We start from the raw sequence: 26437 nt of genomic DNA, 5'->3' as shown, positions 1-26437 counted from the left end.
CCCCATCGGGTACCCGTCAGATCCAGCCACTCTCGCGCGCGATCCGCACCGCGTCCATGCGATTGCGGGCACCGAGCTTGACCACGGCGCTGCTGAGGTAGTTCCGCACCGTGCCCGGGGAGAGGAACAGGCGGCGGGCGATCGCCGGGGTGCCCTCGCCCCCGGCGGCGAGGCGGAGCACTTCCAGTTCGCGCGGAGCCAGCGGCTGGGTCACGTCGTCGAGCGCCGCGACCGCCAGCTGGGGGTCGACCACCCGCTTGCCGGCCGCGACCGCCCTTATGGCGCTCACGAGTTGAGCGGGGTCCGCGTCCTTGCGCAGAAAACCCATGGCGCGGGTGGCCAGTGCCCGGCGCAGCGTACTGGCATTGCCGAAGCCGGTGAGCATGAGAATCCGGCAGTCCGGCACCTCGACGCTCAGCTCGGCCGCCGCGGTGATGCCGTCCATGCCGGGGAGACCGATGTCGAGTACGGCCACATCCGGTTTCAGTGCGCGCGCCTTCGCGACGATCTCATCGCCTCGGTCGATTTCGGCCACCACCTCGAAATCCTCTTCCAACGCCAAGAGTTCGGCGAGCGCCCGACGGAGCATCACCATGTCCTCGGCGATCAGGATTTTTATCATGCACCCCTCACATCGACCGTCTCCAAGACGCCCGCACCCCATACTCTCATCCGAATATCCAAACGGCGGCCCCAAACCACCCAAACCCCTTATAAACCAACGGAGTACCCACCGAACTCCGCTTACGGAAGGGGGTGGCCGCCTCTCAGCCGGCCTTCGAGAGAGAAAAAATGTCGAGGGAACCGAACCACTGTCCCGTCAACGCGTATTCACGACGTCTGGTTCCACACACCGCCGAATGCTCCCGCCGGGAAACTCCCGTCGTCCCGGAGGATCGTCGACTTCGAGACACCCGGTGCGGCCGGGCCCTCCCAGCCGGTCCCGACGGCCGGACCGCACGAACCGCTAGGACCCCCGCGTGGGCTCCGGCGCCGACCCCGGAGCCGACCCCTGCGTCGGTTCCGGCTTCGCCTCCAGCGAGGGCGTGGGCAGCACGAGGTGGGCCATGTCGCCGGGCGGGGGCGTCGTCACCGACCACAGCCGGGAGGCGTTCCCGTCGGCGACGGCGGCCGGGGCGTCGGTGAGGTTCATCCGCTCCCGCAGCCGGCCGTAGAAGTCCGTCGGCCCGAGCCGCACCGCCCGCAGCCGGCGCGGCGCCGCGTAGACGCCGATCCAGTCGCCCGGGTCGAGGACCCCGCGCAACTGGCCGTCGATGCTGACGGCGGCCCGGCCCGACCGTTCGAGGACGCGCAGCCCGACGGGCTCGTCCGGCGCCGTCACCACCGACCGGTCGAACGCCATGTGCGGGGCGACCGGCGTGAAGACGAGGGCCTCGGCGCGCGGCGAGACGACGGGGCCGCCGGCGGCGAAGCTGTAGGCGGTCGAGCCCGTCGGTGTCGCCACCAGCAGGGCGTCGGCGGAGTAGGACGCCAGGAGCCGTCCGGAGACGTAGACGCCGACGGACACCTGGCGGTCCCGCGACAGCTTCTCCAGCACGATGTCGTTCAGCGCGAACACATGCAGGGGAATGCCCCACTCGTCGTCGACCTCGCAGTCCTCGCGCACCCGGGGCGGCGGCAGCAGCGGTCCGCGGCCGTACTTCAGCAGCGCCTCCATCTCCTCGGGGACCTCCAGCCGGCGCGAGGCGCGCATCGTCAGCAGCAGCCGGTTCTCCACGGTGAGCCGTTCCTCCCGCACGGCGTCCAGGGCCGTACGCACCTCGGCGACGGGCACCTCGGTGAGGAAGCCCACGCGGCCCAGGTCGACGCCGAGGACCAGGGCGTCGTTCTCGGCAGCCAGCCGGGCGCCGCGCAGGAACGTGCCGTCGCCGCCGAGGGTGACGACGAGGTCGGGGTTCCCGGCGGCCTCGACCTCCTCCCCCGCGCTGTGCCGCCCGCCGTCCCGCCACACGTCGATGTCCGTGCACGACACGGAGTGCTCCGCGCACCAGGCGTGCACGACGCGGGCGGCCTCCGCGGCCTCCGGGCGCCCTCCGTGCACGACGAGTCCCAGCCGGCTCACCGTCATGTCAGCCTCCACATCACCTGGCGGACGGCCAGCAAAACACCGCCGACGCCGCCCCGCCAGGCACGCCACGCCCCGCTTCCGGGAACAGGACCGGGACCGAGGACCGGAGGTCAGCGCCCGCGCGCCGTGCCCACCGCGCTCAGGGCACGCAGGGCCGCCCGCTTCAGGGCGGGGTGGTCGCGGACCAGGCGGTGCGCGGCGCCCACGGGTTCGCGGCGGAGCCAGTGCAGGGCGGCTCCCGGTCCGGACGTGCGCAGCGCCCCCTCGTGGACCAGGAGGTCACCCGTCTTGAAGGAGTTCTTGTACGCGGCCTCCCCCCGGCCGAAGTCGAACAGGTGGATGCCGGACGCGGCGGCGGCCTCGATCATGCGCAGACACAGGACGCGGCCGGGCGAGTAGGTGGCGAGGGCGCGGTCGTAGGAGGGGAACCAGCAGGAGAAGACGGTGCGGGAGCGCAGGCCGAAGTGGGCGGCGACGGGCCGGTCGGCGGCGTAGAGCACCGAGAGGATGCCGGAGCAGTCGGGTGCGGCGGTGTCCGCGAGGAGGTGGACGAGCCGGGTGATCCACGGCTGCGCGAAGGGGTCGCGGCGGCCGGTGCGCCGGTAGTGGGCGGACTTCCAGGAGATGAGCGCGCGCAGGGCCGCGGGGTCGCGTTCGTCGTGGACGTAGCGGAGCGGGCCGAGGTTGCGGACCATACGGCGCTCCTGTGCCCTGGCCGCCTTCAGGAAGCCGCGCGCGTGCTCGCGCAGATGCCGCTCGTACCGCTGGAAGCCGGCGGTGAGGTCGACGACGGGCGAGGCGAACTGCCCGGTGGCGTACGGCAGGAACAGGTCCTGTCCGCTTTCGAGGTGGTTGAACTCCCAGGCGTTGAGGGAGCAGGCCCGCATCAGGTACTGGGCCTCCAGGTGGACGCCGGGTTCGAGCACGGCGCCCTGGCAGTCGGAGACGCCCAGCCCGACCGCGCGGCCGTAGCCCCAACGTCCGCGCTGGTGGGGGAAGTAGCCGACGGACCGCCTGCCGCGGCGCAGGACCGCCACCCGGGTGTCGGGCCGGACCCGGCCGACCGCCTGGGTGAACTCCGCGCTCATGAACGGGTTCGCGGCGGTCGCGGTCGTGACGCGCAGCTCGTTCCAGGACGCGAGGTCCGCGGGGGCCAGGTCCCCGGGGTGGACGAGGTCGATACGCGGTGTGGTCATGCGGACTCCAGGTGTCGCGGGGAGCGGGCGGCGCGGCCGACGGAAACCGTTGCCGAACCCGTCCCTTCCGGCCCGTCCATGATCCGCGAGAAGCGTGACCGCCGTTTCCGGAACGGGAAGATTGCCGCATATGAACGTTCAGCCGAAGAATCGCGGGTACGGGTGAACGGTCCGGGAGCGGGAACGCTCTCGCAGCGCGTTGCGGGCCTCGGCATCACCCGTCAGGATGGTGACGATGAGTCCCGACCACGCCTTCGTGTGCGGCAACCCCGCGCTCGACCTCGCCGCCACCCTCCGCGCCCGGCGCACCCTGCGGTGCGAGACGCTCGTGTCGCCGGAGCGGCTGGACGCCTGGTACCTCGGGGCGGGGATCGTGGACGGCCTGTCGCCGGGCTGCCGCGAGACCGACGTCGAGCAGGCGGTCCGGGTGCGGGAGGCCGTGTACGCCCTGGTCACGGCCCGGCTGCGCGGCGAGCGGTACGACGACGAGGCGCTGGCCGTCGTGAACGGCGCGGCCGCCAGGCCCTCCGCCTCGCCGCAGCTCACCGCCTCCGGGCGGTGGACGGAGGCGACGCCCGCCGAGGCGCTGGCCGCGGTGGCCCGCCTTGCCGTGGAGCTGCTCGGCGGGACGGAGGCGGCGCTGCTGAAGGAGTGCGGCAATCCGGAGTGCACCCGCGTCTATCCGGACCGGTCCCGCGGGGCACGCCGTCAGTGGTGCGGCATGGAGCCGTGCGGAAACCGGGTGAAGGCGGCCGCCTACCGCGCCCGCAAGAAGGCGGCACCGGCGACCGCCGCCTGCTGAAGGCCCCTCGGACGGGCCCGGCGCAGCGGCGCGCGAGGACCTACCGCACTGGAGGCCGCACCGGCTGCCGCACCGGCCCCGCTCAGGGCCGGCCGTCCCGGGACTCCACCCGGCTCCGCCCGGGACCCGGCCGCCCCGGCGAGCGCCATCGGTCGTCTCAGAAGGCGCCCATACGGACGAGCCACTCGTCGTCGTTGTAGTTGTTCCTGGCCGGATCGATGACGCCGGCCGGCTTCTCCTCGACCATCTCGGCCGGCGTGATCCGCTCCGGCAGCGCACCGAACCGGGCGCGACGGGCCGCCTCCGCGACGTCGGGGGCGTTCTCTTCGTGCGCCATCTCATCCTCCGGGGTTCGGACGTGCACTGCGGTTCGCGACCCACTCGGTACCGAGGATACCCGGCCCGCGCGAGTCCGTCACCGGTCAGAACGGTGACGCATGCCGGGGAGACCCTTCCCGGATCAGCTCGGACCTCTCGGCGTCCGGCAGCGTGGCCACCGTCGCCACGATCGGCCCGCCGAGGCCGTCGGCCCGGACGCCGGCACGGGCGCTCGCCCCGTCGAGGAGGAGGCTCGACCGGTGGGCGGGCAGGCGGGATCGGTCGCGCCGCCCCGCCCCTCCGCCCGAGTACCGCGGGCGCCCCTCCCTCGCCTTCCGGATCGGACGGAAGGGCCCGACCACCCCGCGAGCCGGGCCGTTCCGCGCGTCAAGGGCCGGCCGACGGCGTTCTGCCGGGCCGAGGCGAATGGGCCGGGGCGGTTGGGGCCGGGGCGGTTGGGGCCGCGGCGGATGGGGCCGCGGCGCGCCGCTCCAGGCTCGCCGCCGGCGCCTCGCCCTCGCGGTGCCGGCCCCCGTCCGTCGCGGGTCGCCACGCCGACCGCGCTCGCCGCGCACGCCGGCGGGCCGGCCGACCGCCACCGCCCTTCGGCGGCCGCTTGCCGAAACCATTGACGAGGCCTTGCGTGACGCCTATCTTCTGGCCGAAGTTACGAACTGTGTTCGAAATGACGGACAAGGGACGGTCTGTATGCCTCGGATGTTCCGTCGGCGTGTCCGCGGGCTGACCGCGCGCAGCTCCCTGCCGGCTTGTGTGCTCACGCTCCTCGTCGCGCTCGTCGCCCTGGTCGCGGCGACGCAGCCGGTGTCCGCGGCGGCGGGCCGCCCCTACACCAACCCGCTGAAGGCGGCGAAGGGCGCCGACCCGTGGCTTCAGTACCACGACGGCAACTACTACCTGGTCACCACGACGTTCACCGGTGTCCTGGGCATGCGCAAGGCGCCCACCCTGGCGGGACTCACCACCGCGCCCACCGTGCAGGTGTGGTCGGACACCACGTCGACCCGCAACACCAACATCTGGGCGCCCGAGATCCACCAGTTCGACGGCCACTGGTACCTGTACTACTCGGCAGGACAGGGCGGGGTCGCCTGCTGCGACTCCCAGCGCACCCACGTCCTGGAGAGCGCCGGCACCGACCCGCTCGGCCCCTACACCTACAAGGGCTCGCTCACCGGCTCCAACCTCACCCCGGGCGGCTGGCTGATCGACGCGAGCGTGCTGGAGGCGAACGGCAGACTCTTCCTCGTCGGAAGCGGCTTCGTGAACGGCGGCCCGCAGAGCCTGGTCATCGCGCCGATGAGCAACCCGTACACGCTCTCCAGCAGTGCCTTCACGGTCATCTCCAGCCCGACCCTGGACTGGGAACGGGTGGGCTCCCCCGTGAACGAGGGCCCGGAACCGCTCTACCACGACGGCCGCACGTTCCTCACGTACTCCGCCAGCTCCTGCCAGACCGCCGACTACAAGCTCGGCCGGCTGGAACTGACGGGATCCGACCCGCTGAATCCGGCGTCCTGGACGAAGAGACAGACGCCCGTCTTCCAGCGCAGTGACACCAACGGCGTCTACGGCCCCGGCCACAACGGCTTCTTCACCTCCCCCGACGGCACGGAGAGCTGGATCGTCTACCACGCCAACTCCTCGGCCGGCGCCGGCTGCGGCAACGCCCGCACGACCAGGGCGCAGAAGTTCACCTGGAACGCCGACGGCACCCCCGACCTCGGCACTCCGGTGGCGCTCGGCACGACGCTGCCCGGCCCGTCCGGCGAGACGGCGGCCACCCCGACCGCGTACACCCTGGTCAACCGCAACAGCGGCAAGTGCCTCGACGTGTCGGGCGGTTCGGCCGCCGACGGCACGAACGTCGCGCAGTGGACCTGCACCGGCGGGGCCAACCAGAAGTGGCGGATCGAGGACCTCGGCGACGACACCAGCCGGTTGGTCAACGTGGCGACCGGCGGGGTGCTCGACACCGCCGGGTGCTCCACCGCGGACGGCGCCGACCTGCGTCAGTGGTCGTGGCTGAACAACAAGTGCCAGCGGTTCCGTGCCGTGTTCACCGCGAGCGGCGACTACGTGCGGCTCGTCAACGAGAACAGCGGCAAAGTCGCCGACGTGGCGGACTGCGGTACCGCGAACGGCACCGACGTACGGCAGTGGACCTGGCTGAACAACACGTGCCAGCAGTGGCGGCTCGTGCCCACGACCTGATTCCCCCCGCTCCCCCCCGCGATCCGGAGAACCCCCTTGAGACGCAACGCCCTACGCCTGATCACGGCCGCGCTGGTGGCCCTGGCCGCCACCTGCTTCGCCGGACCCGCCGGCACCGCGCAGGCCGCCGTGCCCGCCTCCCCCGGCGTGACCTACACCAACCCGCTCGTGGAGAAGCGCGCCGATCCGCACATCTTCAAACACACGGACGGCTACTACTACTTCACCGCCACGGTCCCCGAGTACGACCGCATCGTGCTGCGCCGGGCGACGACCATCCAGGGCCTGTCGACGGCCCCCGAGACCACCATCTGGACCCAGCACGCCAGCGGCAGCATGGGCGCCCACATCTGGGCACCGGAGATCCACTTCATCGACGGCAAGTGGTACGTCTACTTCGCGGCCGGCGCCACCAACGACGTGTGGGCGATCCGCATGTACGTGCTGGAGGGCACCGGCAGCAACCCGCTCACCGCGAGCTGGGCCGAGAAGGGGCAGATCAAAACCACCTGGGAGACCTTCTCCCTGGACGCCACCACGTTCGTCGTGAACGGCGTGCGCTACCTCGCCTGGGCACAGCGCAACCCGGCCGAGGAGAACAACACGAGCCTGTTCGTCGCGAAGATGGCGAACCCCTGGACGATCACCGGCACCCCGGCGGAGATCTCGCAGCCCACCCTGTCCTGGGAGACCGTCGGCTACAAGGTCAACGAGGGCCCGGCCGTGATCCAGCACGGCGGCAAGGTCTTCATGAGCTACTCGGCGAGCGCGACCGACGCCAACTACTGCCTCGGCCTGCTGACCGCCTCCGCGACCGCCGACCTCACCAACCCGGCGTCCTGGTCCAAGGGCTCGCAGCCGGTGTTCAAAACCAACGCCGCCACCTCGCAGTACGGGCCCGGCCACAACTCCTTCACCGTGTCCGAGGACGGCAAGTCCGACGTCCTCGTCTACCACGACCGCAGCTACAAGGACATCACCGGCGACCCGCTGAACGACCCCAACCGCCGCACCCGCGTGCAGAAGCTGTACTGGAAGGCCGACGGCACCCCCGACTTCGGCATCCCGGTCGCCGACGGGGTCACCCCGCAGCGCTTCTCCTCCTACAACCTCCCCGACCGCTTCATCCGGCACTGGGAGTACCGCGCCCGCGTCGAGGCGAACGTCAGCCCGCTCGCGGACTCGCAGTTCCGGGTCGTGCCCGGCCTCGCCGGCAGTGGCACGGTGTCCCTGGAGTCGGCCAACTTCCCCGGCTACTACCTGCGGCACAAGAACTTCGAGGCATGGGTGGAGAAGAACGACGGCACCGCGCAGTTCGCGGCCGACGCCACCTTCAACCGGCGCGCGGGACTGTCCGACGCGGCGGGAGTGTCGTACGAGTCGTACAACTACCCGGGGCGCTACCTGCGGCACTACGACTACCTGCTGAACGTACAGGCGCCGAGCACGGCGACGGACCGCGCGGACGCGACGTTCTACACCCAGTGAGGCAGCGCACGTCCTGACCCCACGTCCCCACCGGCCAGCGCCCGGACGGCACCTCGCCGTCCGGGCGCACGTCTTCCTCGGGGGCGCCGAGCGGGAGGGGTGGCGGCGGTCCGTGCGGCAGCCGCCATCGGCGCGCGCACCAGGAAATAAGGCCAGGTCACCCGCTATACGCCCTGTGTATAGTCCCGGCATGCCTTCTCCGACCAAGAAGACGAAGAAAACGGGGATCCCGTTCCGTACGGCCGGAATCGGCGCTGTCGCCGCCTGCCTGGCCCTGACCCTGACCGGCTGCGCCGGGGGCGACCCCACCGCACCCAGCGCCGTCCGCGCCGCGCCCGCGTCCACCGGTCAGGCGGTCCGCTTCGGCACCGTCGACTGCCGTGAGGTCAGGTGCGTCGCGCTCACCTTCGACGCGGGCCCGAGCGAGAACTCCGCCCGCCTGCTGGACATCCTCAAGGAGAGACAGGTCCCGGCGACCTTCTTCCTGCTCGGCGCGAACCACATCGAGAAGTACCCGCGGCTCGTCCGGCGCATGGCCGACGAGGGTCACGAGGTGGCCAGCCACACCTGGGACCACAAGATCCTCACGAAGCTGACGCCGCGGGAGATACACGAGGAACTGGAGCGCCCCAACCGGGAGATACAGCGCCTCACGGGACGCAGACCCACCCTGATGCGCCCGCCGCAGGGCCGTACGGACTCCACCGTGCACGAGATCTGCCGTGAGCTGGGCCTCGCGGAGGTGCTGTGGACCGTGACGGCCAAGGACTACACGACCGAGGACTCCGCGCTGATCCGGCGCCGCGTCCTCGAACAGACCGAGCGGGACGGCATCATCCTGCTGCACGACATCTACGCGGGGACCGTGCCCGCGGTCCCCGGCATCATCGACGCGCTGAAGGAACGCGGCTACGTCTTCGTGACCGTGCCCCAGCTCCTCGCGCCGGGCCGGGCGCAGGCCGGAGAGGTCTACCGATGACCGTCGGCGGTCGCCGCGGGAGCGGCCCCGCGCACGCTCGCACGCCCGTCCCTGACTGAGCCAACGGTGTGAGCCCCCGGCGAACGCGCCGCCGGGCCGAGGGGACTCCCTACGATCACCACGTGGCCACCTTCCAGTTCGAACGCACGGCACCGCTCCCCCTCGACGAGGCCTGGCGGCGGCTCACCGAGTGGACGCGGCACGGTGACGTCGTCCCGTTGACCCGCGTCACCGTGCTCACTCCCGGGCCGAACCGGGAGGGCACCGTGTTCGTCGCCCGGACCGGGATCGGGCCGTTCGCCTTCGACGACCGCATGGAGGTCACCGTCTGGTGCCCTCCCCAGGACGGCGAACCGGGCCTGTGCCGGCTGGAGAAGCGCGGCCGGGTGGTCCGGGGCTGGGCGGAGATCGAGGTCCGCCCCGGCCCCGGCGGCCGGACCCGGGTCATCTGGCGCGAGGAACTGCGGCCGCGCCCCGTGCCGTCCGCGCTGGATCCGCTGGTACGCCCCCTCGCCCGCACGGTGTTCGGCCGCGCGGCCAACCGCCTGCTGCGCCGGCCCTGACCCCGCGCGCCCCGCCCCCGGCGCCACCCCCGGCCCGCCCGTCCCGCTGGGGAGCGCGCGAGGTGCGAACGGCCGTTCCGTGCCGCCGCCCGCGCCTCCGGGGCGCCCTGGGCAGCCCTCCGCGCTCATGGCAGGGTGATCCCCATGACGGGCGTGGACGTGCGGGTGGAAGAGGTCGAGGCACTGGCGGGGGACGGGCTGCGGTGGCTGCTCGGGGTCGCCCGGCGGACCGCGGGCGGTGGGCTCGGGTGGCCCGCCGTGCCGTCCGGCGAGGCGGTCGAGACGGACCTGTACACCGGGACGGCGGGGATCGTGCCGACGCTGCTGGAGGCGCGGCGACACTTCGGGGACGACGTCTACGGCGACGCCGCCCTGCGCGCGGCGCGCACGCTCGCGGTGGCCGCCGAGACGGGCGAGGACGACTCGCTGTACTTCGGGCGCACCGGGATCGCGCTGGTCCTGCGCGCCGTCCACCGGGAGCTGGGCGACCGCGCGGCCGGGGCCGCCGCGGACCGGGCTCTGGCCCGGGTGCGGTCACGGTTCGACGGGACGCGCTGGGGCGAGCTGTTCGAGCTGATGGGCGGCAACGCGGGCATCGGCCTCGGGGCGCTCGCGGCGGGCGACGCCGAACTGGCCGTCAGGGCGCTGGAGCCGTATCTGCGGACGGCCGAGGAGACCCCGGCCGGCGTGCGGTGGGCGCACCGACCCGGCGTCGAGGCGCGGCTGCACCACATCTCGCACGGCACGCTCGGGATCGTGTACGGGCTGGCCGCCGTCGGCGGAGCGACCGGCCGCGCGGACCTGGTGGAGCTGGCGCGGGCCGGGGCCGCGGACGTCGTGGCCCGCGACGAGACGGACGGAACCGGCTTCCTGGTCCCGCACTCCGACCCGCAGCACCGGCCGGATCTGGTCGAGCGCCACAGCTACGGCTGGTGCCACGGCCCGACCGGCGACGCCCAGGTCTTCCGGCTGCTGCGGGAGGTGCTGGCCGATCCGGTGTGGCGGGATCTCGAAGACCGCTGCTGGCGCACCGTCACGCACTCCGGTCTGCCGAGCCGGCTGCGCCCCGGGTTCTGGGACAACAACGGCCGCTGCTGCGGCACGGCGGGGGTGCTGGCGCTGGCCTGCGACCGGATCGCGGAGCAGGACGACCCGCCGCGGTTCGCGCGCGTCCTGGTCGCCGACCTGGTGACCCGGGCGACCCGGGACGCCGACGGCGCCCGCTGGTCGAACATCGAGCACCGCGCCGACCCGAGCCTCCTGGAGCCGCGCACCGGCTGGGGGGCGGGCGGCGCGGGGATCGTGCGGGAGCTGCTGCGCTTCGTCCGGCTGAGCGAGTCGGGCGACCCGCACTACGCGTTCGCCTGGCCCGACCAGCCGGTGGTCCGCCGGACGACGGCCGAGGCCCGGACAACGGCCGAGGCCCGGACAACGGCCGAGGCCCGGACAACGGCCGAGGCCCGGACAACGGCCGAGGCCCGGACAACGGCCCGGGCTCAGGCGACGGCCCGGGCTCAGGCGACCGAGCCGATCCTCCCGGCCGGCACCGACGCCGTGTCGTGATGGATGGGGGTGTGCGCTCCGGTCAGCGGGACCCCGCCGCCGCCGCGCCGGTCGGCGACGATCTCCGCGGCGATGGACAGGGCGGTCTCCTCCGGCGTACGGGCACCCAGGTCGAGCCCGATGGGCGACCGCAGCCGGGCCAGCTCCAGCTCGGTGACGCCGGCCTCGCGCAACCGCTCCTGGCGGTCCAGGTGGGTGCGGCGCGAGCCCATGGCGCCGACGTAGGCGACCGGCAGCCGCAGGGCCAGCCGCAGCAGCGGAATGTCGAACTTGGCGTCGTGGGTGAGGACGCACAGGACCGTGCGGGCGTCCACCTCCGTGCGCTCCAGGTACCGGTGGGGCCAGTCGACGACGATCTCGTCGGCCTCGGGGAAGCGGGCGCGGGTGGCGAACACGGGGCGGGCGTCGCACACCGTGACGTGGTGCCCGAGGAACTTGCCCATCCGCACCAGCGCCGAGGCGAAGTCGATCGCGCCGAAGACGATCATCCGCGGCGGCGGCACCGACGCCTCGACGAGGACGGTGAGCGGGGCCCCGCACCGGGAGCCCCGCTCCCCGATCTCCAGAGTGCCGGTGCGGCCCGCGTCGAGGAAGGCACCGGCCTCGGCGGCGACCGCGCGGTCCAGTTCCGGGTGGGCGCCGAAGCCACCGTCGTAGGCGCCGTCGGGGCCCACGAGCAGGGCACGGCCGACGAGTTCGGCCGGTCCGCTCACGACGCGGGCCAGCGCCGCCGCCGTACCCGACGCCGCGGCCCGCAGGCCGGCCGTGACGACCGGGCGGACCGGGTCGCCGGACCGTACCGCGGTGACGAGGATGTCGATGACACCGCCGCAGGTCAGGCCGACGGCGAAGGCGTCGTCGTCGCTGTAGCCGAACCGTTCGAGGACCGGCTGCCCGTCGGCGAGGACCTGTCGGCACAGCTCGTACACCGCGCCCTCCACACAGCCGCCGGAGACCGATCCGACCGCCGTGCCGTCGGCGTCCACCGCCAGGGCGGCGCCCGGCCGGCGGGGCGCGCTGCCGCCGACGGCCACCACGGTGGCGACGGCGAAGTCACGGCCCTGCTCGACCCACCGGTTCAGCTCCTCGGCGATGTCCAGCATGTCTATGTCTCCTTAACTGCGGTCGTGCGGAGGGCGGTCGGGGCGCGGCTAGTGGACGCCGAGCCAGCTCTCGATGGGGTTGAGGGCGAAGTACACCAGGAAGATCACCGTGAGGCCCCACATGAAGGCGCCGATCTCCCTGGCCCTGCCCTGGGCGGCCTTGACGGCCGCGTACGAGATGACGCCGGCCGCGACCCCCGCGGTGATGGAGTAGGTGAACGGCATGATGACGACCGTGAGGAAGACCGGTACGGCGGTGGCCCGGTCCGACCAGTCGACGTGACGGGCGTTCATCATCATCATGGCGCCGATGACCACCAGGGCCGCGGCGGCGACCTCCCCCGGCACGATCGCCGTCAGCGGTGTGAAGAACAGGCAGGCCGCGAAGAACAGGCCGGTGACGACGGAGGAGAGCCCGGTCCGGGCGCCCTCGCCGACACCGGTCGCCGACTCGACGAACACGGTCTGACCGGAGGCGCCCGCGACACCGCCGATCGCGCCGCCCGCTCCGTCGACGAACAGGGCCTTGGACAGGCCCGGCATCCGGCCCTTCTCGTCCGCGAGTTTCGCCTCGGTGCCGACGCCGATGATGGTGGCCATCGCGTCGAAGAACCCGGCGAGCACGAGCGTGAAGACGATCATGCCGACGGTCATCGCGCCGACCTCGCCCCAGCCGCCGAACTCGACGTGGCCGAGGAGCGAGAAATCGGGCATCGAGACGGCGCCGCCGTGCAGTTCGGGGGCGCCGCTCGCCCACTGCTTCGGGTCGATGACGTCCAGGGCGTTGAGGACGACGGCGAGTACGGTGCCGCCCACGATGCCGATGAGGATGGCGCCCGGGACGCCGCGCGCCTGGAGCATGAAGATGGCGAGGAGGGTGACGGCGAACAGGAGCACCGGCCAGCCGGCCAGTTCGCCGGCCGGGCCGAGGGAGACGGGGGTCGCCTCGCCCCGGTGCACGAAGCCGGCCTTGTAGAAGCCGATCAGGGCGACGAACAGGCCGATGCCCATGGTGATCGCGTGCTTGAGGGCGAGCGGGATCGCGTTCATGATCATCTCGCGTAGGCCGGTGACGACCAGCAGCATGATGACCACGCCGTAGATCACGCACATGCCCATCGCCTGGGGCCAGGTCATCCGCGGGGCGACCTGGGAGGCGAGGACCCCGGAGACGGAGAGGCCGGCGGCGAGCGCGAGGGGCACCTTGCCGGCGAAGCCCATCAGCAGGGTGCTGAGGGCCGCCGCGAACGCGGTCGCGGTGATGAGGGCCTGCTGGCCGAGGGTGGCCCCCGACGCGTCCTTGCCGGACAGGATCAGGGGGTTGAGGAGGAGGATGTACGCCATCGCCATGAAGGTGGTGACGCCGCCGCGCACTTCACGCGTGACGGTGGATCCTCTGAGGGATATGTGAAAGTACCGGTCGAGCCAGGACCTGCCGGCCGGGACGCGGGTTCCTTCGCCCGCGTCTTCGGCCATGGTCCCGGGCTCCAGTGACTGCTGGGTCATGGTGCCGTCTCCCAAGGTTCACAGGGACACCCGCGGTTGCCGTCGGCGGTGGCGGGATTTGGGATGTGCACGACCCGGGGGACGGCCCAGGACGAACAGTTGGGTACCCGGGGGGAGCGTGAGCACCCCCTGGGCGTACCTACCGGTTCAGGCCCCCGAGGGGGCTGTCCCGGTGAGGTGTTCGGGGCGGACCGGGGTCCGGTTCAGCTCCAGCCCGGTGGCGTCGCGGATCGCCGCGAGCACCGCCGGGGTCGAGGACAGGGTCGGGGCCTCGCCGATGCCGCGCAGCCCGTACGGGGCGTGGTCGTCGGCGAGTTCGAGGACGTCGACCGGGATGGTCGGCGTGTCGAGGATGGTCGGGATCAGGTAGTCGGTGAAGGAGGGGTTGCGCACCTTCGCGGTCTTCGGGTCGACGATGATCTCCTCCATCACCGCGATGCCCAGGCCCTGGACGGTGCCGCCCTGGATCTGGCCGAGGACGGACAGCGGGTTGAGGGCCTTGCCGACGTCCTGGGCGCAGGCCAGCTCGACGACCTTCACCATGCCCAGCTCGGTGTCGACCTCGACGACCGCGCGGTGCGCGGCGAAGGAGTACTGGACATGGCCGAAGCCCTGGCCGGTGCGCAGGTCGAAGGGCTCGGTGGGCCGGTGCCGCCACTCCGCCTCGACCTCCACGGTCTCGTCGCCGAGGACGTCCACCAGGTCGGCGAGCACCTCGCCGCCGTCGGTGACGACCTTGCCGCCCTCCAGCAGGAGTTCGGCGGTGGCCCAGGCCGGGTGGTGGGAACCGAACCTGCGGCGCCCGATGTCCAGCACCTTGTCGCGGACCAGCTCGCAGGAGTTCTTCACGGCGCCGCCGGTGACGTACGTCTGCCGGGAGGCCGAGGTGGAGCCGGCGCTGCCCACCTCCGTGTTGGCCGGGTGGATGGTCACCCGGGCCACGCCCAGTTCGGTGCGGGCGATCTGCGCGTGCACGGTGACACCGCCCTGGCCGACCTCCGCCATCGCGGTGTGCACGGTGGCCACCGGTTCGCCGCCGACCACCTCCATCCGGACCCGGGCGGTGGAGTAGTCGTCGAAGCCCTCGGAGAAGCCGACGTTCTTGATGCCCACCGCGTAACCGATCCCGCGGACCACGCCCTCGCCGTGCGTGGTGTTGGACAGACCGCCGGGCAGCTGCCGTACGTCCGCGCCCTCGCTGGACTCCCACTGGCGCTCTGGCGGCAGCGGCATCGCCTTGACGCGGCGCAGGAGTTCGGCGACCGGGGCCGGGGAGTCGACGGGCTGGCCGGTCGGCATGATCGCGCCCTGTTCCATGGCGTTGCGCTGCCGGAACTCCACCGGGTCCAGGCCCAGCCGGTGCGCCACCTTGTCCATCTGCGCCTCGTACGCGAAGCACGCCTGGACCGCGCCGAAGCCACGCATCGCGCCGCAGGGCGGGTTGTTGGTGTAGAGGGCGATGGCCTCGACCTCCACGTCGTCGACGACGTACGGGCCGACGCCGAGGGAGGCCGCGTTGCCGACGACGGCCGGGGAGGCGGAGGCGTACGCGCCGCCGTCGAGGACGATGCGGCACCTCACGTGGGTGAGTCTGCCGTCCTTGGTCGCGCCGTGCTCGTAGTACAGGCGGGCCGGGTGGCGGTGGACGTGACCGAAGAAGGACTCGAAACGGTTGTAGACGATCTTGACGGGTTTCCCGGTGCGCAGCGCCAGCAGGCAGGCGTGGATCTGCATCGACAGGTCCTCGCGGCCGCCGAACGCGCCGCCCACGCCGGCCAGGGTCATCCGGACCTTGTCCTCGGGCAGTCCGAGCACGGGCGCGATCTGGCGCAGGTCGGAGTGGAGCCACTGGGTGGCGATGTAGAGGTGGACGCCACCGTCCTCCTCGGGCACGGCGAGGCCGGACTCGGGGCCGAGGAACGCCTGGTCCTGCATGCCGAAGTAGTACTCGCCCGTGACGACGACATCGGCCCTACGGGCGGCCGCGGCCACGTCGCCGCGGACGATCGGCTGTCGGTGCACGATGTTCGGGTGCGGGACGTGACCGATGTGGTGGTCGTCGCGGTCGTCGTGGACGAGGACCGCGTCGGGGGCGGTGGCGGAGGCCTCGTCGGTGATGACGGGCAGTTCCCGGTACTCGACCTTGATCTTGGCGGCGGCGCGGCGGGCGGTCTCGGGGTGGTCGGCCGCGACGATCGCGACGGGCTCGCCGTGGTGGCGGACCTTGCCGTGGGCGAGGACGGGGGTGTCCTGGATCTCCAGGCCGTAGTTCCGCACCTCCGTCGGCAGGTCGTCGTACGTCATCACGGCGTACACGCCCGGCAGCGCGAGGGCCTCGGCGGTGTCGATGGAGACGATCTCGGCGTGCGCGACGGTGGAGCGCAGGATCTGGCCCCAGAGCATGTCCTCGTGCCACATGTCGGACGAGTACGCGAACTCGCCGGTGACCTTGAGGGTGCCGTCCGGGCGGAGCGTCGACTCGCCGACGCCGCCCCTGGTCCGCGAGCCCTGGGTGATCTTGGTGGGGGTGCCGTTGGGCGAGGACATCGTGCTGTTGGAGGGTGCCGACACGGTCAGACCGCCTCTCCCTGCCGGGCGGCCGCCAGGCGAACCGCGTCCATGATCTTCTCGTAACCGGTGCAGCGGCACAGGTTGCCCGACAGCGCCTCGCGGATGTCCGCGTCGGTCGGGTTCGGGTTGCGCTCCAGCATCTCGTCGGCGGCGACCAGCAGTCCGGGGGTGCAGAAGCCGCACTGGACGGCGCCGGCGTCGATGAACGCCTGCTGGATGGGGGCGAGTTCGCCGCCCTCACCGGTGTGGGAGTCGGCGCCCCCGGCCCGCCAGGCCTGGGCCTCGTCGAGGGAGACGCCCTCCGGCGCGCTGTCCGGGCCGGCGTCCGCGTGGCCGGCGCAGGCGCCGCTCCCGCGGGAGCGCTGCCCGGCGAAGTCCGCGAGCCCTTCGACGGTGACGACCTCGCGGCCCTCGACCTGGCCTGCGGCGACCAGGCAGGAACAGACCGGCACGCCGTCGAGGCGGACGGTGCAGGAGCCGCACTCGCCCTGCTCGCAGGCGTTCTTGGAGCCGGGCAGGCCGAGCCGCTCGCGCAGCACGTACAGCAGGGACTCGCCCTCCCACACGTCGTCGGCCTCCTGCGGACGTCCGTTGACGGTGAAGTTGACGCGCATCACGCAGCTCCCTCGGTGGTGCGGCGGGCGCCGCGGTACGACTCCCAGGTCCAGGTCAGGGTCCGGCGTGCCATGACGCCGACCGCGTGGCGGCGGTAGCTCGCGGTGCCCCGGACGTCGTCGATCGGGTTGCAGGCGGCCGCGCACAGGTCGGCGAACCGCTTGGCGACCGACGGGGTGATGATCTTCCCGTTGTCCCAGAACCCGCCTTCTTCGAGCGCGGCGTCGAGGAACTCCTCCGCGGTCCTCGCCCGGACGGGGGTCGGCGCCGCCGAGCCGATGCCGGTCCGGACCGTGCGGGTCTCGGGGTGCAGGGCCAGTCCGAAGGCGCACACCGCGATCACCATGGCGTTGCGGGTGCCGACCTTGGAGTACTGCTGGGGGCCGTCGGCCTTCTTGACGTGGACGGCGCGGATCAGCTCGTCGGCGGCGAGCGCGTTGCGCTTCACGCCGGTGTAGAAGTCGTCGATGGGGATGCGGCGGGAGCCGCGCACCGACTCGACCTCGACCTCGGCGCCGGCCGCGAGGAGGGCGGGGTGGGCGTCGCCGGCCGGGGAGGCGGTGCCGAGGTTGCCGCCGACGCCGCCGCGGTTGCGGATCTGCGGGGAGGCCACGGTGTGCGAGGCGAGGGCCAGGCCCGGCAGCTCGGACCGCAGGTTCTCCATGATCTTCGTGTAGGGGACGGAGGCACCGAGCCGCACGGAGTCCTCGCCGGTCTCCCACTCGTACAGATCACCGACCCGGCCCAGGTCGAGAAGGTACTCGGGCCGCCGGTGATCGAAGTTGATCTCGACCATCACATCGGTGCCACCCGCAATCGGCACAGCGGTGGGGTGCTCGGCCTTCGCGGCGAGCGCCTCCTGCCAGCTGGCGGGGCGAAGGAAGTCCATGACCGGCTCTCTTCTTGGTCTGGTGAGTCGTTCGGATCGAGCCAGATCGGGTGCGGCGGTCGCGGCTCGTTCATGTGCTGTTCACGCTGATCCCGGCCAGTACACAGCGCCCTGCTCCGTCCGGGTCAGTCACCGAAACCATGAAGGAGTTGGCTGGTCCCGACGGGCATCTTGTAGATTCGTATGAACGGGAGTCATCGGTAACCTCCCGGTTCTCCCGGGGAAACGCGGGAAACAGCCCGGCAATCCGAGAATGCCGCTCATGAGGGTGCTCAGGGGGCCGGGAGCCCGTCGCCGGGGTCCGCTCGCCCCGCGACCCCTCACCCTTCATCGTAGATTTCCGGACAAAGAACGGCGGCGACGAGAATGCGGCTGCGCGCACTGCTGGACACCGACGCGCTGGGCCTGCGGCTGCTCGGCGGCCAGGACGAACTGGACCGCACGGTACGCGGTGTCATGACCACCGACCTGCGGGACCCCAGCCGCTACCTCTCCGGCGGCGAGCTGGTCCTCACGGGCCTGGCCTGGCGCCGTGACGCCGCGGACTCCGAGCCGTTCGTCCGGCTCCTGGCGCAGGCCGGGGTGGCCGCGCTCGCCGCCGGTGAGGCCGAACTGGGCGACGTGCCCGACGATCTCGTCCTGGCCTGCGCCCGGCACCGGCTGCCGCTGTTCGCGGTGCACGAGTCGGTGGCGTTCGCCACGATCACCGAGCACGTCGTGCGCCAGGTGTCCGGGGAGCGCGCCGGGGACCTCGCGGCGGTCGTCGACCGGCACCGCCGGATGATGACCTCGGGACCGGCGGGCGGCGGCCCGGACGTGGTCCTGGACCTGCTCGGGTCCGACCTGGACCTGCGCGCCTGGGTGCTGTCCTCCACGGGCCGGCTCATCGCGGGCCCGAAGGCGGCGGGGCCGGCGCTGCCCGACGAGGTGTGCGCGAAGCTGGCCGCCGAACACCTGGCCGCCGTCCGCACCGGCCGGCGGGGACCGCACCGGGTGGTCCTCGGCGGTGCGACGTACTCGCTGTTCCCCGTCCGCAGCAGCGGGCGCGCGCCCCAGGCCGCCCGCGCCGGGCGCGACGTGCGCGAGACGGTGCTGTCGGACTGGCTGCTGGCCGTCGAGGCGGACGCCGGGGACTGGGCGGAGGAACGGCTCGACCTGCTCCAGGGCGTCACCCAGCTCATCTCGGTCGAGCGGGACCGTAGGGACGCGGCGCGCACGGTGCGCAGGCGCCTCGCCCAGGAGGTCCTCGAACTGGTCCAGACGGGCGCGGCGCCCGCCGAGATCGCGGCCCGGCTGCGGGTGGCGGCGCCGGTGCTGCTGCCCGGACTGGGGGCCGCACCGCACTGGCAGGTCGTCGTGGCGCGCGTCGAGTGGGACGCCGGGGAGGGCGCCGCGATCGAGGGCGGCCCGATCACCCAGTCCCTCCTGGAGGAGATCCTGGTCGACCCGCACGCCACCGGCCCCGAGCCCTCCGACCGCATCGCCGTCGCCCACACCGGGGAGGAGGCCATCGCCCTCGTGCCCCTCCCGGCGGTCTCCAGCGAGCACGACGGATCGGAGTCCGGCATCCTCGCCGACGCCCTCCTGGCCTCCGTGCGCGAGCCGCTGGGCGCGGGCCTGGACGGCGACGGCCGGGTCACGGTGGGCGTCAGCGCGGCGGTGCACTCGGCGGAGGGGCTGCGGGGCGCCCTGGAGGAGGCCCGGCACGCCCGCCGGGTGGCGGCGGCCCGTCCGGACCGGGTGTGCGCGGCGGGCCACCAGGAGCTGGCCTCGCACGTCCTGCTGCTGCCGTTCGTTCCCGACGACGTCCGCCGCGCCTTCACCGCCCGCCTCCTGGACCCCCTGCGCGACTACGACCGCCGGCACCGCGCCGAGCTGATCCCGACGCTGGAGGCGTTCCTGGACTGCGACGGCTCCTGGACCCGCTGCGCGTCCCGGCTGCACCTGCACGTCAACACGCTGCGCTACCGCGTCGGCCGCATCGAGCAGTTGACGGGGCGTGACCTCTCGCGCCTCGAGGACAAGCTGGACTTCTTCCTGGCACTGCGGATGAGCTGAAACCTGTGGGGCCCCGGAGTCCCCCGACTTTGTGAAAAGCTTCACCCGGCCCCTTGGCCCGGCCCCGCGATCCATGTTGAGATGCGGCCACCACTCATAGCTCGACGGTGTGCTGGGCCTGTCCCTCGGATCAGGTCGGTAGTGAGGGGCGGTGCCCTGCCACGCCGTGAACGGGGCTCGGTGCGCGCGGCCGCACGGCGCAGGAGGTCCTCGACGCGGAGCGTCGCGGACCGACGACGACACCGCGGACGCGCGTGCCGGGCCCCGCGACCCGAGCTGATCCGAAGGACCGGACCCCCGGGGAGGGCAACGTGGCGCATTCCGCCATGTCTGGCAACGGAACGACCGCTGGTGACGATCCCCTCCAGACCGCGGTGTGGCGGCTGCGCTCGCGGGCCTGCTGGGCCGACGCCGCCGCGCTGCTCCCGCCGGACAGCGCGGCGGGGACCGTCCAGCGGGCCGCTCTCCTCGTGGAACGCTGCCTCTACACCGAGCAGGGCTGGCAGGACGCGGAGGACGCCCTGCGGACGGCGGAGGCCCTCGCCCACACGGACGAGGAGCGGGGCGCCGCCGCTTGTGAACGCGGACACCTGGCGTACGCGGCGACGGTGCACGGGGTGCGCGACCGGGCCGACGAGGCGCGGGCCGCGCTCGGCCGGGCGGCCGCGCTGATCCCTCCGGACGCGGCGGGGCGGCCCCTGCTGGACTTCCGGCGCGGACTGCTCGCGGAGAACCTGACCCGCTCCCCGCAGTCCGCGCGCGCCGCCTACCGGCGCGCGCACGCGGCCGCCGCGGCCCGCTCCGACGCCCTGCTGCTGTCCTTCACCTGGCGCCATCTCGCGGGCCTCGCCCTGCGCGACGGCGACACGGCCGAGGCCCGCCACGGGTTCGCCGAATCCCTGCGCATCCGGGAGGAGTTGGGATACCTGGTCGGTACGGCCCCGGCCCTGGTCTCGCTGGCGGACGCGGAGACCGAGCCCGAGGCGTCCCGGCTCCGCGAGGAGGCACGGCGCCTGTTCCGGCTCCTGGGCGGCGTACCGACATGGCTGGCACACCAGTTGACCCCACCGGCGGCCACGGCGTAGCGGACCGACCCGGCCGGAGACCGGCCCGTCGGCCCGCCGGACCGCCACGGGGAGCCACCGGCGCGGGCGCCACGCCGGTCGGCGCCGCCGGTGGGCCGGGGCGGGGCTCCTGGGTCGGGTACGGCAAGGGCGATCGGCGTGGGTCGTGTGTGCGGAAGTTGGCGGGACCCCGCGACCACGACGGAGTGGATCCGGTCGGATGCGGCAGCGGCGTATCGGCGCCGACGTGAGGGAGTTGGCGCAACCCGCGACCACGGCAGGGAGGACCGGCCCGGTCACACGGGAGGGCGTATCCGCGCGGGGGCGCACGGCGGTCGGCGCCACCCCCGCGAACACGGCGAGGGTGGCCCCGGCCCGGTATCGGCGCGGGGCAGCAAGGCGGTGTGAGGGGCGGAGGGCGCGGCAGGCTCCGGTGCCCTTCAGCGCGGTCCTGTGAAGTGGTCCCGCACCAGCGCCTGCACCAGGTCCACGTCCCCCGCCGCCAGCGCCTCCAGCAGCGTCTGGTGTTCCGCCGCGTCGGCCACCAGGTCCGCCCGGCCGCGCGAGAGGGGGCCGCCCACCAGGGGCCACTGGGACCGGCGGTGCAGGTCGTCCGCGATGGAGACCAACTGGTCGTTGCCGCACAGGGCGAGGACCGCGCGGTGGAAGGCACGGTCGGACTCGGCGTACGTGGCGCGGCAGCCGGAGGAGGCGGCCCGGACGGTCGCCTCGGCGGCGGGGCGCAGCTCCGTCCAGCGTTCGGCGGGGACGGTGCGGGCCAGCCGCAGCATGACGGGGATCTCGATCAGCGCCCGTACCTCGGCCAGCTCGGCCAGCTCGCGTGTGCCGCGCACGATCACCCGGAACCCCCGGTTCGGCACGACCTCGACCGCGCCCTCCAGGGCCAGCTGCTGCATCGCCTCGCGGACCGGTGTCGCGGAGACGCCGAAGCGCTCGCCGAGGGCGGGTGCCGAGTACACCTCGCCGGGCGTCAGCTCGCCGGCGACGAGCGCGGTGCGCAGGGCGTCGAGGATCTGGCCGCGGACGGAGGACCGCTGGACGAGGGGGCGGGGGTGCGGGAGGGGCGTCTCGCTGTGGGTGTGCTCGCCGCGCACGGCGCCGGCTCCGCCGTCGGGGCCGGGCGTCCGGCCGCGGACGGCGGGGGGCGTCGCACCCCGGTCGCGGTCGGTGGCGCGCGGCTGGGCGGGGACCCGCCGCCCCGCGCCGGGGATGCCCGTGCCGGCAAAGCCCTGCGCGCTCCGCTCCACGGGTCCTCCTCCGGACGTGTCGGTACTTGGGGTCATTACGGCTAATTGTTACTCGTCAGTCAAGCACCTTAGGCCCACCGGCCGTCAGTTCACATCCCGGCCAGTTTGGGTAAGGTAAGGCTTACCTCGTACACACTGCTGGAACGGTGGTCCCGGTATGCCCACACGCCCGTCGGCCGTGGCGGACGCGTACGCCCGTCTCACCGAGGTCTGTCCGGCCCTGACCGTCAGGGAGCTGGGGCACGGCGAGCCGGCCCCGCGCGGCGGCGGCTGGGTGTCGGCGGCCGCGCTCGCCGAGGGCGGCGCGGGCCTGGACGCCTTCCTGGCCTGGGACGAGGCCCAAGTGATGCGGGACTACGGGCGGCGGGCCCGCCCGGACGTCGTGGCGAGCTTCGGACTGCACCGGTACGCCTGGCCCGCCTGCCTGCTGATCACCGTCCCCTGGTTCCTGCACCGCAGGGTCCCCCGCCTCCCGGTCACCCACGTCTCGTACGACCGCGCCGGCGCCGGGATGCGGATGGCCGTCCGCACGCCGGTCTCGTTCGCCTGTCTGCCGGGCGATCCGGCGGCGGCCCTGCCCGGCGCCCGGGTGGTCCCGGACGAGGAGGCCCTGCGCGCCGAGGTGCGGGCCGCCGTCGCCGAGCACCACGAGCCCGTGCTGGCCGGCTTCGGCCCGCGCGCACGGCGACGCGGGCGCGCCCTGTGGGGCATGGTCACGGACGAGATCGTCGAAGGCCTGTGGTACGTCGCCGGCCTGCTCGGCGAGGGCGAGGAGAAGCGGTGCCGTCGCGAACTGGAGCTGCTGCTGCCGGGCGCGACCCGGCCGTACGTCGGCTCGGCGGCCTTCCGGGAACTGACCGGGCCGGACGGGGCGCCGCTGCCCACCCGGGACCGGGCGAGCTGCTGCATGTTCTACACGGTGCGCCCCGAGGACACCTGCGTCACCTGCCCGCGCACCTGCGACACGGACCGGGTCGGCAAGCTCACCGCCGCGGCCGCGAGTTGATGCACCCTCAGGCCGGTCCGGTCCGCCGCGTCCCGTAAGATCACCCGAACGAGACTCCCCGCGCCCCCACGGGTGCTTCACAACTTCCTCACCCGACACGGGAACTTTCCGTGGAACCACCCGTACGGGTAGTCTTATTCGAACTCAACTCCCGCCCCTCAAGCGGCAGTTCGAGCAGAACGTCGCCCTGGGCATTCCCTTGCACTTCCTTGGCGGCCTCTTGCCCCGAAACCCCCTGAGGGACGTCGGGATTGGGCCACTATGGCGGGCGTTACGCCCTATCCCAATGCAAGGGACCCCAGATGAGACTGACCGACATATCGCTGAACTGGCTGCTTCCGGGCGCCGTGCTGCTCCTGGGCATGCTGGCGGCGGTGGCGGTGCTCGCGCGCGGAAAGCGCTCCTCGGGGGAGAACACGAGCGACGACTCGTGGGAGCGCAGCGAAGAGCGCCGCAGGCGCAAGGAGGCCCTGTACGGCACCGCCTCCTACGTCCTGCTGTTCTGCTGCGCGGCGGTGGCCGCCGCGCTCTCCTTCCACGGACTGGTCGGCTTCGGCCGGCAGAACCTGAACCTGACCGGCGGCTGGGAGTACCTCGTGCCGTTCGGCCTGGACGGGGCGGCGATGTTCTGCTCCGTGCTCGCCGTGCGCGAGGCCAGCCACGGTGACGCGGCCCTGGGTTCGCGGATACTCGTATGGACGTTCGCGGGCGCCGCGGCCTGGTTCAACTGGGTGCACGCTCCCCGCGGTCTCGGTCACGACGGCGCGCCGCAGTTCTTCTCCGGCATGTCCCTGTCCGCGGCCGTCCTGTTCGACCGGGCCCTGAAGCAGACCCGCCGGGCCGCACTGCGCGAGCAGGGCCTGGTGCCCCGTCCGCTGCCGCAGATCCGGGTGGTGCGCTGGCTGCGGGCCCCTCGTGAGACCTACAAGGCGTGGTCGCTGATGCTCCTCGAGAACGTGCGCAGTCTGGACGAGGCCGTGGACGAGGTGCGCGAGGACAAGCGGCAGAAGGAGACGGCGCGACTGCGCCGCCGGGAGCAGGACCGCGTCGAGCGTGCCCAGCTCAAGGCGATCAGCCGCGGACACCGTGGATTCCCCGGCCGCGGCGGCCGGCAGCTGGAGGCCCAGGCCTCCCTGGAGCGGGGCACCGAGCGCGTTCCCGCGGAGCCTGCCATAGCGGCGAACTCGCCGGAACAGCTGCCCGTGCGTACGCGGCCCTCCCTCCAGCCGGTCCGACAGAGCACTGACCCGATCACCGTCGACCTCACCGCGGAGGACGACACGATGGCCCTGCCGCGCCTGGACTCCCTGGAGCGCAAGCTCAAGGACCTGGAGCAGCAGTTCGGCTGACGAGCAGTCACGGGAAGGGGGCGCGACCGGCGAGGTCGTGCCCCCTTCCCGTTGTCCCGCCGTCCCGTCGTCCCGCCGTTCCCGCGCAGGGTCCCGGCGTCCGGGCGCCCCGCCGCCGTCCCACCGATCCGCGCTCCCGCACAGGGTCCGAGCGTCCCGGTGTGCCGCTCACGCCATTTCGGCGCCCAGTTCGAACCACACCACTTTTCCGATCCCGTGCGTCCGCACGCCCCACGCGTCGGCGAAGGCCTGCACCAGGACCAGGCCCCGGCCGTGCGTGCCCTCGTCGCCGTCCGGCTTGCGCGGCCGTGGCCGGCCGGGCACGAAGTCCCGTACCTCCACCCGCAGACCGTCCGGTCCGACGGTCGCCGTCAGGACCGCGTCCTGATCGGTGTGGACGAGCGCGTTGGTGACGAGTTCGCTCGTGAGCAGTTCGGCGGTCTCCGACTGTCCGGGCCGGCCCCAGTGCCGCAGCAGTTCGCGCAGCGCCCGGCGCGTCTCGGGCACGGCCCTCAGGTCCGCCCGCCCGAGTCTGCGCCGAAGCTGGGACGTGTGCCCGCGCTCGCCCCCGCCGTCCGCCGAGTCCGCCACTGTCCGCCTTCTCGCCGAGGTGTTCGCGATCACGGTCGAACCGCTGCCTCGTGCCTGCCTCTTCATGACCCCCGCCCGCGTGCCGATGTCGGTTCCCCTCCTGCTCGAACACGTTCACGGGATGCTTGCCCCCGTGGGCGGCGGGCCAGTCATGTCGAAATGTCGACGACCAGGTGTTCGGCCATGTCCCGGCGGGCCCCAGGGCTCCCCCGGCGGGTGACGGCGCCGCGCGGTCCCGGCACCGGCGCGCGAAGTTGGCCGAAACCAGCTCTACTCGGCACGCCGGATCCGTGGACCCGTGCCACACGCGGCACTCCTTCCGGCGGTCGTCGCCCTCGTCGAAGCGGGGCCGGGGGCCCTCCCGACCCCCGTGGCGGGAGGGCCCCCGGCTCCGTGTCTTCACCTTGGTCGAACCGTCGAACCGCCGAACGTCGAGTGGTCGGACCGTCGAACCGTCGGACGATCAGCGGAGCTTGTCGACCGCCGTGGTCGTCGTCTTCTTGAAGGCCTTCACCGGCGCGTCCCCGAAGTCGCCCATCTGCCCCCACTGCACGAGGGTCACGGTCCGGCCGTCACGGCCGACGGACAGCAGATGGATGTCGGTGGCGCCCCAGGTGGTCACGGTGTGCAGGCCGTGGACGCGGGCCCCTTCCTCGACCGCGATGCTGCCGTAGTCCTTCACGGCGGCCTCCGTCTCGGGGTCGTTCTGCTCGATCTCCGTGGCGCAGGTGCGCATCTCGTCGTTGAGACGGTTCTGCAGCGCCTTCGCCTTCGACGCGCTGCCGACGACGACCGTGACCTGTACGGCGCCGGTGTCCAGGTCGGTGCGGAACTCCCGGTGTCGGGCGTCGTAGCCCGGCAGCGCGTCCGTCACACAGCCGAGCAGCGAGTCCGGGACACCGTCTTTCACCCGGTCGGCCGTCCAGGACGAGGAGGGGTGCGGCGGCAGGTCCTTCGCGGCGAGGAATCCCGGCGCACCGGGTGCGGCGCCGGCCGGTGCGGCGAGTACGGTGCCGAGGGCGAGGCCCGCGGCGAGTACGGTGAGCGCTCCGGTGCGAGTGCGGTCGGGCATGGGTGTCCCCCGTGGATGGGTGCGGATGGTGGCGTGGTGCGCTACGGCCGCCGGGGATCCGGATGGTCGGTCCGGCTCCGTTCGACGGCGACACCACAAGCATCGGCGGCCTCCG

General features: G+C 73.0%; 22 protein-coding genes. 10 read left to right on the top strand and 12 right to left on the bottom strand.

What is annotated here, in order from left to right; all coding sequences use genetic code 11:
* Nucleotides 1-16 precede the first annotated feature (16 nt).
* The 3 genes from ACFYO5_RS12085 to ACFYO5_RS12075 form a co-directional block, all read right to left on the bottom strand.
* The gene (locus tag ACFYO5_RS12085; RefSeq protein ID WP_356562592.1) at nucleotides 17-622 is read right to left on the bottom strand and encodes a response regulator transcription factor; all 606 of its coding nucleotides are present in this window, start codon (nucleotides 620-622) and stop codon (nucleotides 17-19) included.
* Between the two features lie 345 nt (nucleotides 623-967).
* Nucleotides 968-2089, bottom strand: a complete 1122-nt coding sequence (locus tag ACFYO5_RS12080) for an NAD(+)/NADH kinase (protein WP_388707459.1) — start codon at nucleotides 2087-2089, stop codon at nucleotides 968-970.
* Nucleotides 2090-2199: 110 nt separating this feature from the next.
* Nucleotides 2200-3285, bottom strand: coding sequence for a GNAT family N-acetyltransferase (locus ACFYO5_RS12075; RefSeq protein WP_388707457.1), 1086 nt, complete (start codon nucleotides 3283-3285; stop codon nucleotides 2200-2202).
* Between the two features lie 235 nt (nucleotides 3286-3520).
* Between ACFYO5_RS12075 and ACFYO5_RS12070 the strand changes: the two genes are divergently transcribed.
* Entirely contained in the window at nucleotides 3521-4087 is a 567-nt protein-coding gene (locus ACFYO5_RS12070; RefSeq protein WP_388707454.1) for a CGNR zinc finger domain-containing protein, read from the top strand.
* Between the two features lie 157 nt (nucleotides 4088-4244).
* Here ACFYO5_RS12070 and ACFYO5_RS12065 read toward each other — a convergent pair whose 3' ends face one another.
* Nucleotides 4245-4424, bottom strand: coding sequence for a hypothetical protein (locus ACFYO5_RS12065; protein WP_356562585.1), 180 nt, complete (start codon nucleotides 4422-4424; stop codon nucleotides 4245-4247).
* Nucleotides 4425-5122: 698 nt separating this feature from the next.
* On the opposite strand from ACFYO5_RS12065, the gene ACFYO5_RS12060 reads away from it, so the two are divergent.
* The 5 genes from ACFYO5_RS12060 to ACFYO5_RS12040 all read left to right on the top strand — a co-directional run bounded on the left by ACFYO5_RS12060 (nucleotide 5123) and on the right by ACFYO5_RS12040 (nucleotide 11230).
* Complete coding sequence (locus ACFYO5_RS12060) at nucleotides 5123-6637, top strand: family 43 glycosylhydrolase (RefSeq protein ID WP_388707451.1); 1515 nt, start codon at nucleotides 5123-5125, stop codon at nucleotides 6635-6637.
* Nucleotides 6638-6673: 36 nt separating this feature from the next.
* Nucleotides 6674-8125, top strand: a complete 1452-nt coding sequence (locus ACFYO5_RS12055) for a family 43 glycosylhydrolase (RefSeq protein WP_388707448.1) — start codon at nucleotides 6674-6676, stop codon at nucleotides 8123-8125.
* A gap of 190 nt (nucleotides 8126-8315) precedes the next feature.
* Entirely contained in the window at nucleotides 8316-9104 is a 789-nt protein-coding gene (locus tag ACFYO5_RS12050) for a polysaccharide deacetylase family protein (protein ID WP_388707445.1), read from the top strand.
* 122 nt (nucleotides 9105-9226) lie between these two features.
* Nucleotides 9227-9667, top strand: coding sequence for an SRPBCC family protein (locus ACFYO5_RS12045; RefSeq protein ID WP_388707442.1), 441 nt, complete (start codon nucleotides 9227-9229; stop codon nucleotides 9665-9667).
* A gap of 144 nt (nucleotides 9668-9811) precedes the next feature.
* Complete coding sequence (locus ACFYO5_RS12040) at nucleotides 9812-11230, top strand: lanthionine synthetase LanC family protein (protein WP_388707440.1); 1419 nt, start codon at nucleotides 9812-9814, stop codon at nucleotides 11228-11230.
* Here the strand turns inward: ACFYO5_RS12040 and ACFYO5_RS12035 are convergent.
* The 5 genes from ACFYO5_RS12035 to ACFYO5_RS12015 form a co-directional block, all read right to left on the bottom strand.
* Nucleotides 11182-12333, bottom strand: a complete 1152-nt coding sequence (locus ACFYO5_RS12035; protein WP_356562575.1) for an XdhC/CoxI family protein — start codon at nucleotides 12331-12333, stop codon at nucleotides 11182-11184. The two genes, ACFYO5_RS12040 and ACFYO5_RS12035, sit on opposite strands and share 49 nt — an antisense overlap.
* 48 nt (nucleotides 12334-12381) lie before the next feature.
* Entirely contained in the window at nucleotides 12382-13839 is a 1458-nt protein-coding gene (locus ACFYO5_RS12030; RefSeq protein ID WP_388707437.1) for an NCS2 family permease, read from the bottom strand.
* Between the two features lie 147 nt (nucleotides 13840-13986).
* Nucleotides 13987-16386, bottom strand: coding sequence for a xanthine dehydrogenase family protein molybdopterin-binding subunit (locus ACFYO5_RS12025; RefSeq protein ID WP_388709191.1), 2400 nt, complete (start codon nucleotides 16384-16386; stop codon nucleotides 13987-13989).
* Between the two features lie 26 nt (nucleotides 16387-16412).
* Nucleotides 16413-17024: a (2Fe-2S)-binding protein gene (locus ACFYO5_RS12020; protein WP_388707434.1), complete on the bottom strand. Its 612-nt coding sequence runs from the start codon at nucleotides 17022-17024 to the stop codon at nucleotides 16413-16415.
* Nucleotides 17024-17914: an FAD binding domain-containing protein gene (locus ACFYO5_RS12015; RefSeq protein WP_388707431.1), complete on the bottom strand. Its 891-nt coding sequence runs from the start codon at nucleotides 17912-17914 to the stop codon at nucleotides 17024-17026. Before ACFYO5_RS12015 ends, ACFYO5_RS12020 begins: the two co-directional genes overlap by 1 nt.
* Nucleotides 17915-18280: 366 nt before the next feature.
* Here ACFYO5_RS12015 and ACFYO5_RS12010 point away from each other — a divergent pair, with 366 nt between their 5' ends.
* Both ACFYO5_RS12010 and ACFYO5_RS12005 read left to right on the top strand, forming a co-directional pair.
* The gene (locus tag ACFYO5_RS12010; protein ID WP_388707428.1) at nucleotides 18281-19972 is read left to right on the top strand and encodes a PucR family transcriptional regulator; all 1692 of its coding nucleotides are present in this window, start codon (nucleotides 18281-18283) and stop codon (nucleotides 19970-19972) included.
* Between the two features lie 311 nt (nucleotides 19973-20283).
* Nucleotides 20284-21057 (top strand): hypothetical protein, encoded by a 774-nt coding sequence (locus ACFYO5_RS12005; protein ID WP_356562565.1) that lies wholly within the window; start codon nucleotides 20284-20286, stop codon nucleotides 21055-21057.
* 419 nt (nucleotides 21058-21476) lie between these two features.
* Here ACFYO5_RS12005 and ACFYO5_RS12000 read toward each other — a convergent pair whose 3' ends face one another.
* Entirely contained in the window at nucleotides 21477-22304 is an 828-nt protein-coding gene (locus tag ACFYO5_RS12000) for a GntR family transcriptional regulator (protein WP_388707425.1), read from the bottom strand.
* Between the two features lie 157 nt (nucleotides 22305-22461).
* Between ACFYO5_RS12000 and ACFYO5_RS11995 the strand changes: the two genes are divergently transcribed.
* A complete protein-coding gene (locus tag ACFYO5_RS11995; protein ID WP_388707423.1) occupies nucleotides 22462-23310 on the top strand; it encodes a (2Fe-2S)-binding protein in 849 nt (282 codons plus the stop codon).
* Nucleotides 23311-23612: 302 nt separating this feature from the next.
* Complete coding sequence (locus ACFYO5_RS11990) at nucleotides 23613-24659, top strand: DUF2637 domain-containing protein (RefSeq protein WP_356562559.1); 1047 nt, start codon at nucleotides 23613-23615, stop codon at nucleotides 24657-24659.
* Between the two features lie 168 nt (nucleotides 24660-24827).
* Here ACFYO5_RS11990 and ACFYO5_RS11985 read toward each other — a convergent pair whose 3' ends face one another.
* A complete protein-coding gene (locus ACFYO5_RS11985) occupies nucleotides 24828-25316 on the bottom strand; it encodes an ATP-binding protein (protein ID WP_388707420.1) in 489 nt (162 codons plus the stop codon).
* Nucleotides 25317-25713: 397 nt separating this feature from the next.
* On the bottom strand, nucleotides 25714-26322 hold the full coding sequence (locus ACFYO5_RS11980; protein WP_356562555.1) for a hypothetical protein: 609 nt from the start codon (nucleotides 26320-26322) through the stop codon (nucleotides 25714-25716).
* Between the last annotated feature and the right edge of the window lie 115 nt (nucleotides 26323-26437).

Origin of the sequence: Streptomyces sp. NPDC006259 (assembly GCF_042870975.1) — a bacterium.
In the GTDB taxonomy this organism is placed as follows: Bacteria; Actinomycetota; Actinomycetes; order Streptomycetales; family Streptomycetaceae; genus Streptomyces.
The sequence above is the reverse complement of the archived record's forward strand: the minus strand, read 5'-3'. Positions and strand labels throughout refer to the sequence as shown.

Excerpts from the sequence above, each read along its gene's own strand:
- ACFYO5_RS12010 (WP_388707428.1), top strand. The coding sequence starts at position 18,281 with ATGCGGCTGCGCGCACTGCTGGACACCGACGCGCTGGGCCTGCGGCTG.
- ACFYO5_RS12040 (WP_388707440.1), top strand. The coding sequence starts at position 9,812 with ATGACGGGCGTGGACGTGCGGGTGGAAGAGGTCGAGGCACTGGCGGGG.
- ACFYO5_RS12035 (WP_356562575.1), bottom strand. The coding sequence starts at position 12,333 with ATGCTGGACATCGCCGAGGAGCTGAACCGGTGGGTCGAGCAGGGCCGT.
- ACFYO5_RS12085 (WP_356562592.1), bottom strand. The coding sequence starts at position 622 with ATGATAAAAATCCTGATCGCCGAGGACATGGTGATGCTCCGTCGGGCG.
- ACFYO5_RS12050 (WP_388707445.1), top strand. The coding sequence starts at position 8,316 with ATGCCTTCTCCGACCAAGAAGACGAAGAAAACGGGGATCCCGTTCCGT.
- ACFYO5_RS11980 (WP_356562555.1), bottom strand. The coding sequence starts at position 26,322 with ATGCCCGACCGCACTCGCACCGGAGCGCTCACCGTACTCGCCGCGGGC.
- ACFYO5_RS12020 (WP_388707434.1), bottom strand. The coding sequence starts at position 17,024 with ATGCGCGTCAACTTCACCGTCAACGGACGTCCGCAGGAGGCCGACGAC.
- ACFYO5_RS11985 (WP_388707420.1), bottom strand. The coding sequence starts at position 25,316 with ATGAAGAGGCAGGCACGAGGCAGCGGTTCGACCGTGATCGCGAACACC.
- ACFYO5_RS12070 (WP_388707454.1), top strand. The coding sequence starts at position 3,521 with ATGAGTCCCGACCACGCCTTCGTGTGCGGCAACCCCGCGCTCGACCTC.
- ACFYO5_RS12025 (WP_388709191.1), bottom strand. The coding sequence starts at position 16,386 with ATGTCCTCGCCCAACGGCACCCCCACCAAGATCACCCAGGGCTCGCGG.
- ACFYO5_RS12030 (WP_388707437.1), bottom strand. The coding sequence starts at position 13,839 with ATGACCCAGCAGTCACTGGAGCCCGGGACCATGGCCGAAGACGCGGGC.
- ACFYO5_RS12080 (WP_388707459.1), bottom strand. The coding sequence starts at position 2,089 with ATGACGGTGAGCCGGCTGGGACTCGTCGTGCACGGAGGGCGCCCGGAG.
- ACFYO5_RS11995 (WP_388707423.1), top strand. The coding sequence starts at position 22,462 with ATGCCCACACGCCCGTCGGCCGTGGCGGACGCGTACGCCCGTCTCACC.
- ACFYO5_RS12060 (WP_388707451.1), top strand. The coding sequence starts at position 5,123 with ATGTTCCGTCGGCGTGTCCGCGGGCTGACCGCGCGCAGCTCCCTGCCG.
- ACFYO5_RS12015 (WP_388707431.1), bottom strand. The coding sequence starts at position 17,914 with ATGGACTTCCTTCGCCCCGCCAGCTGGCAGGAGGCGCTCGCCGCGAAG.
- ACFYO5_RS12075 (WP_388707457.1), bottom strand. The coding sequence starts at position 3,285 with ATGACCACACCGCGTATCGACCTCGTCCACCCCGGGGACCTGGCCCCC.
- ACFYO5_RS11990 (WP_356562559.1), top strand. The coding sequence starts at position 23,613 with ATGAGACTGACCGACATATCGCTGAACTGGCTGCTTCCGGGCGCCGTG.
- ACFYO5_RS12065 (WP_356562585.1), bottom strand. The coding sequence starts at position 4,424 with ATGGCGCACGAAGAGAACGCCCCCGACGTCGCGGAGGCGGCCCGTCGC.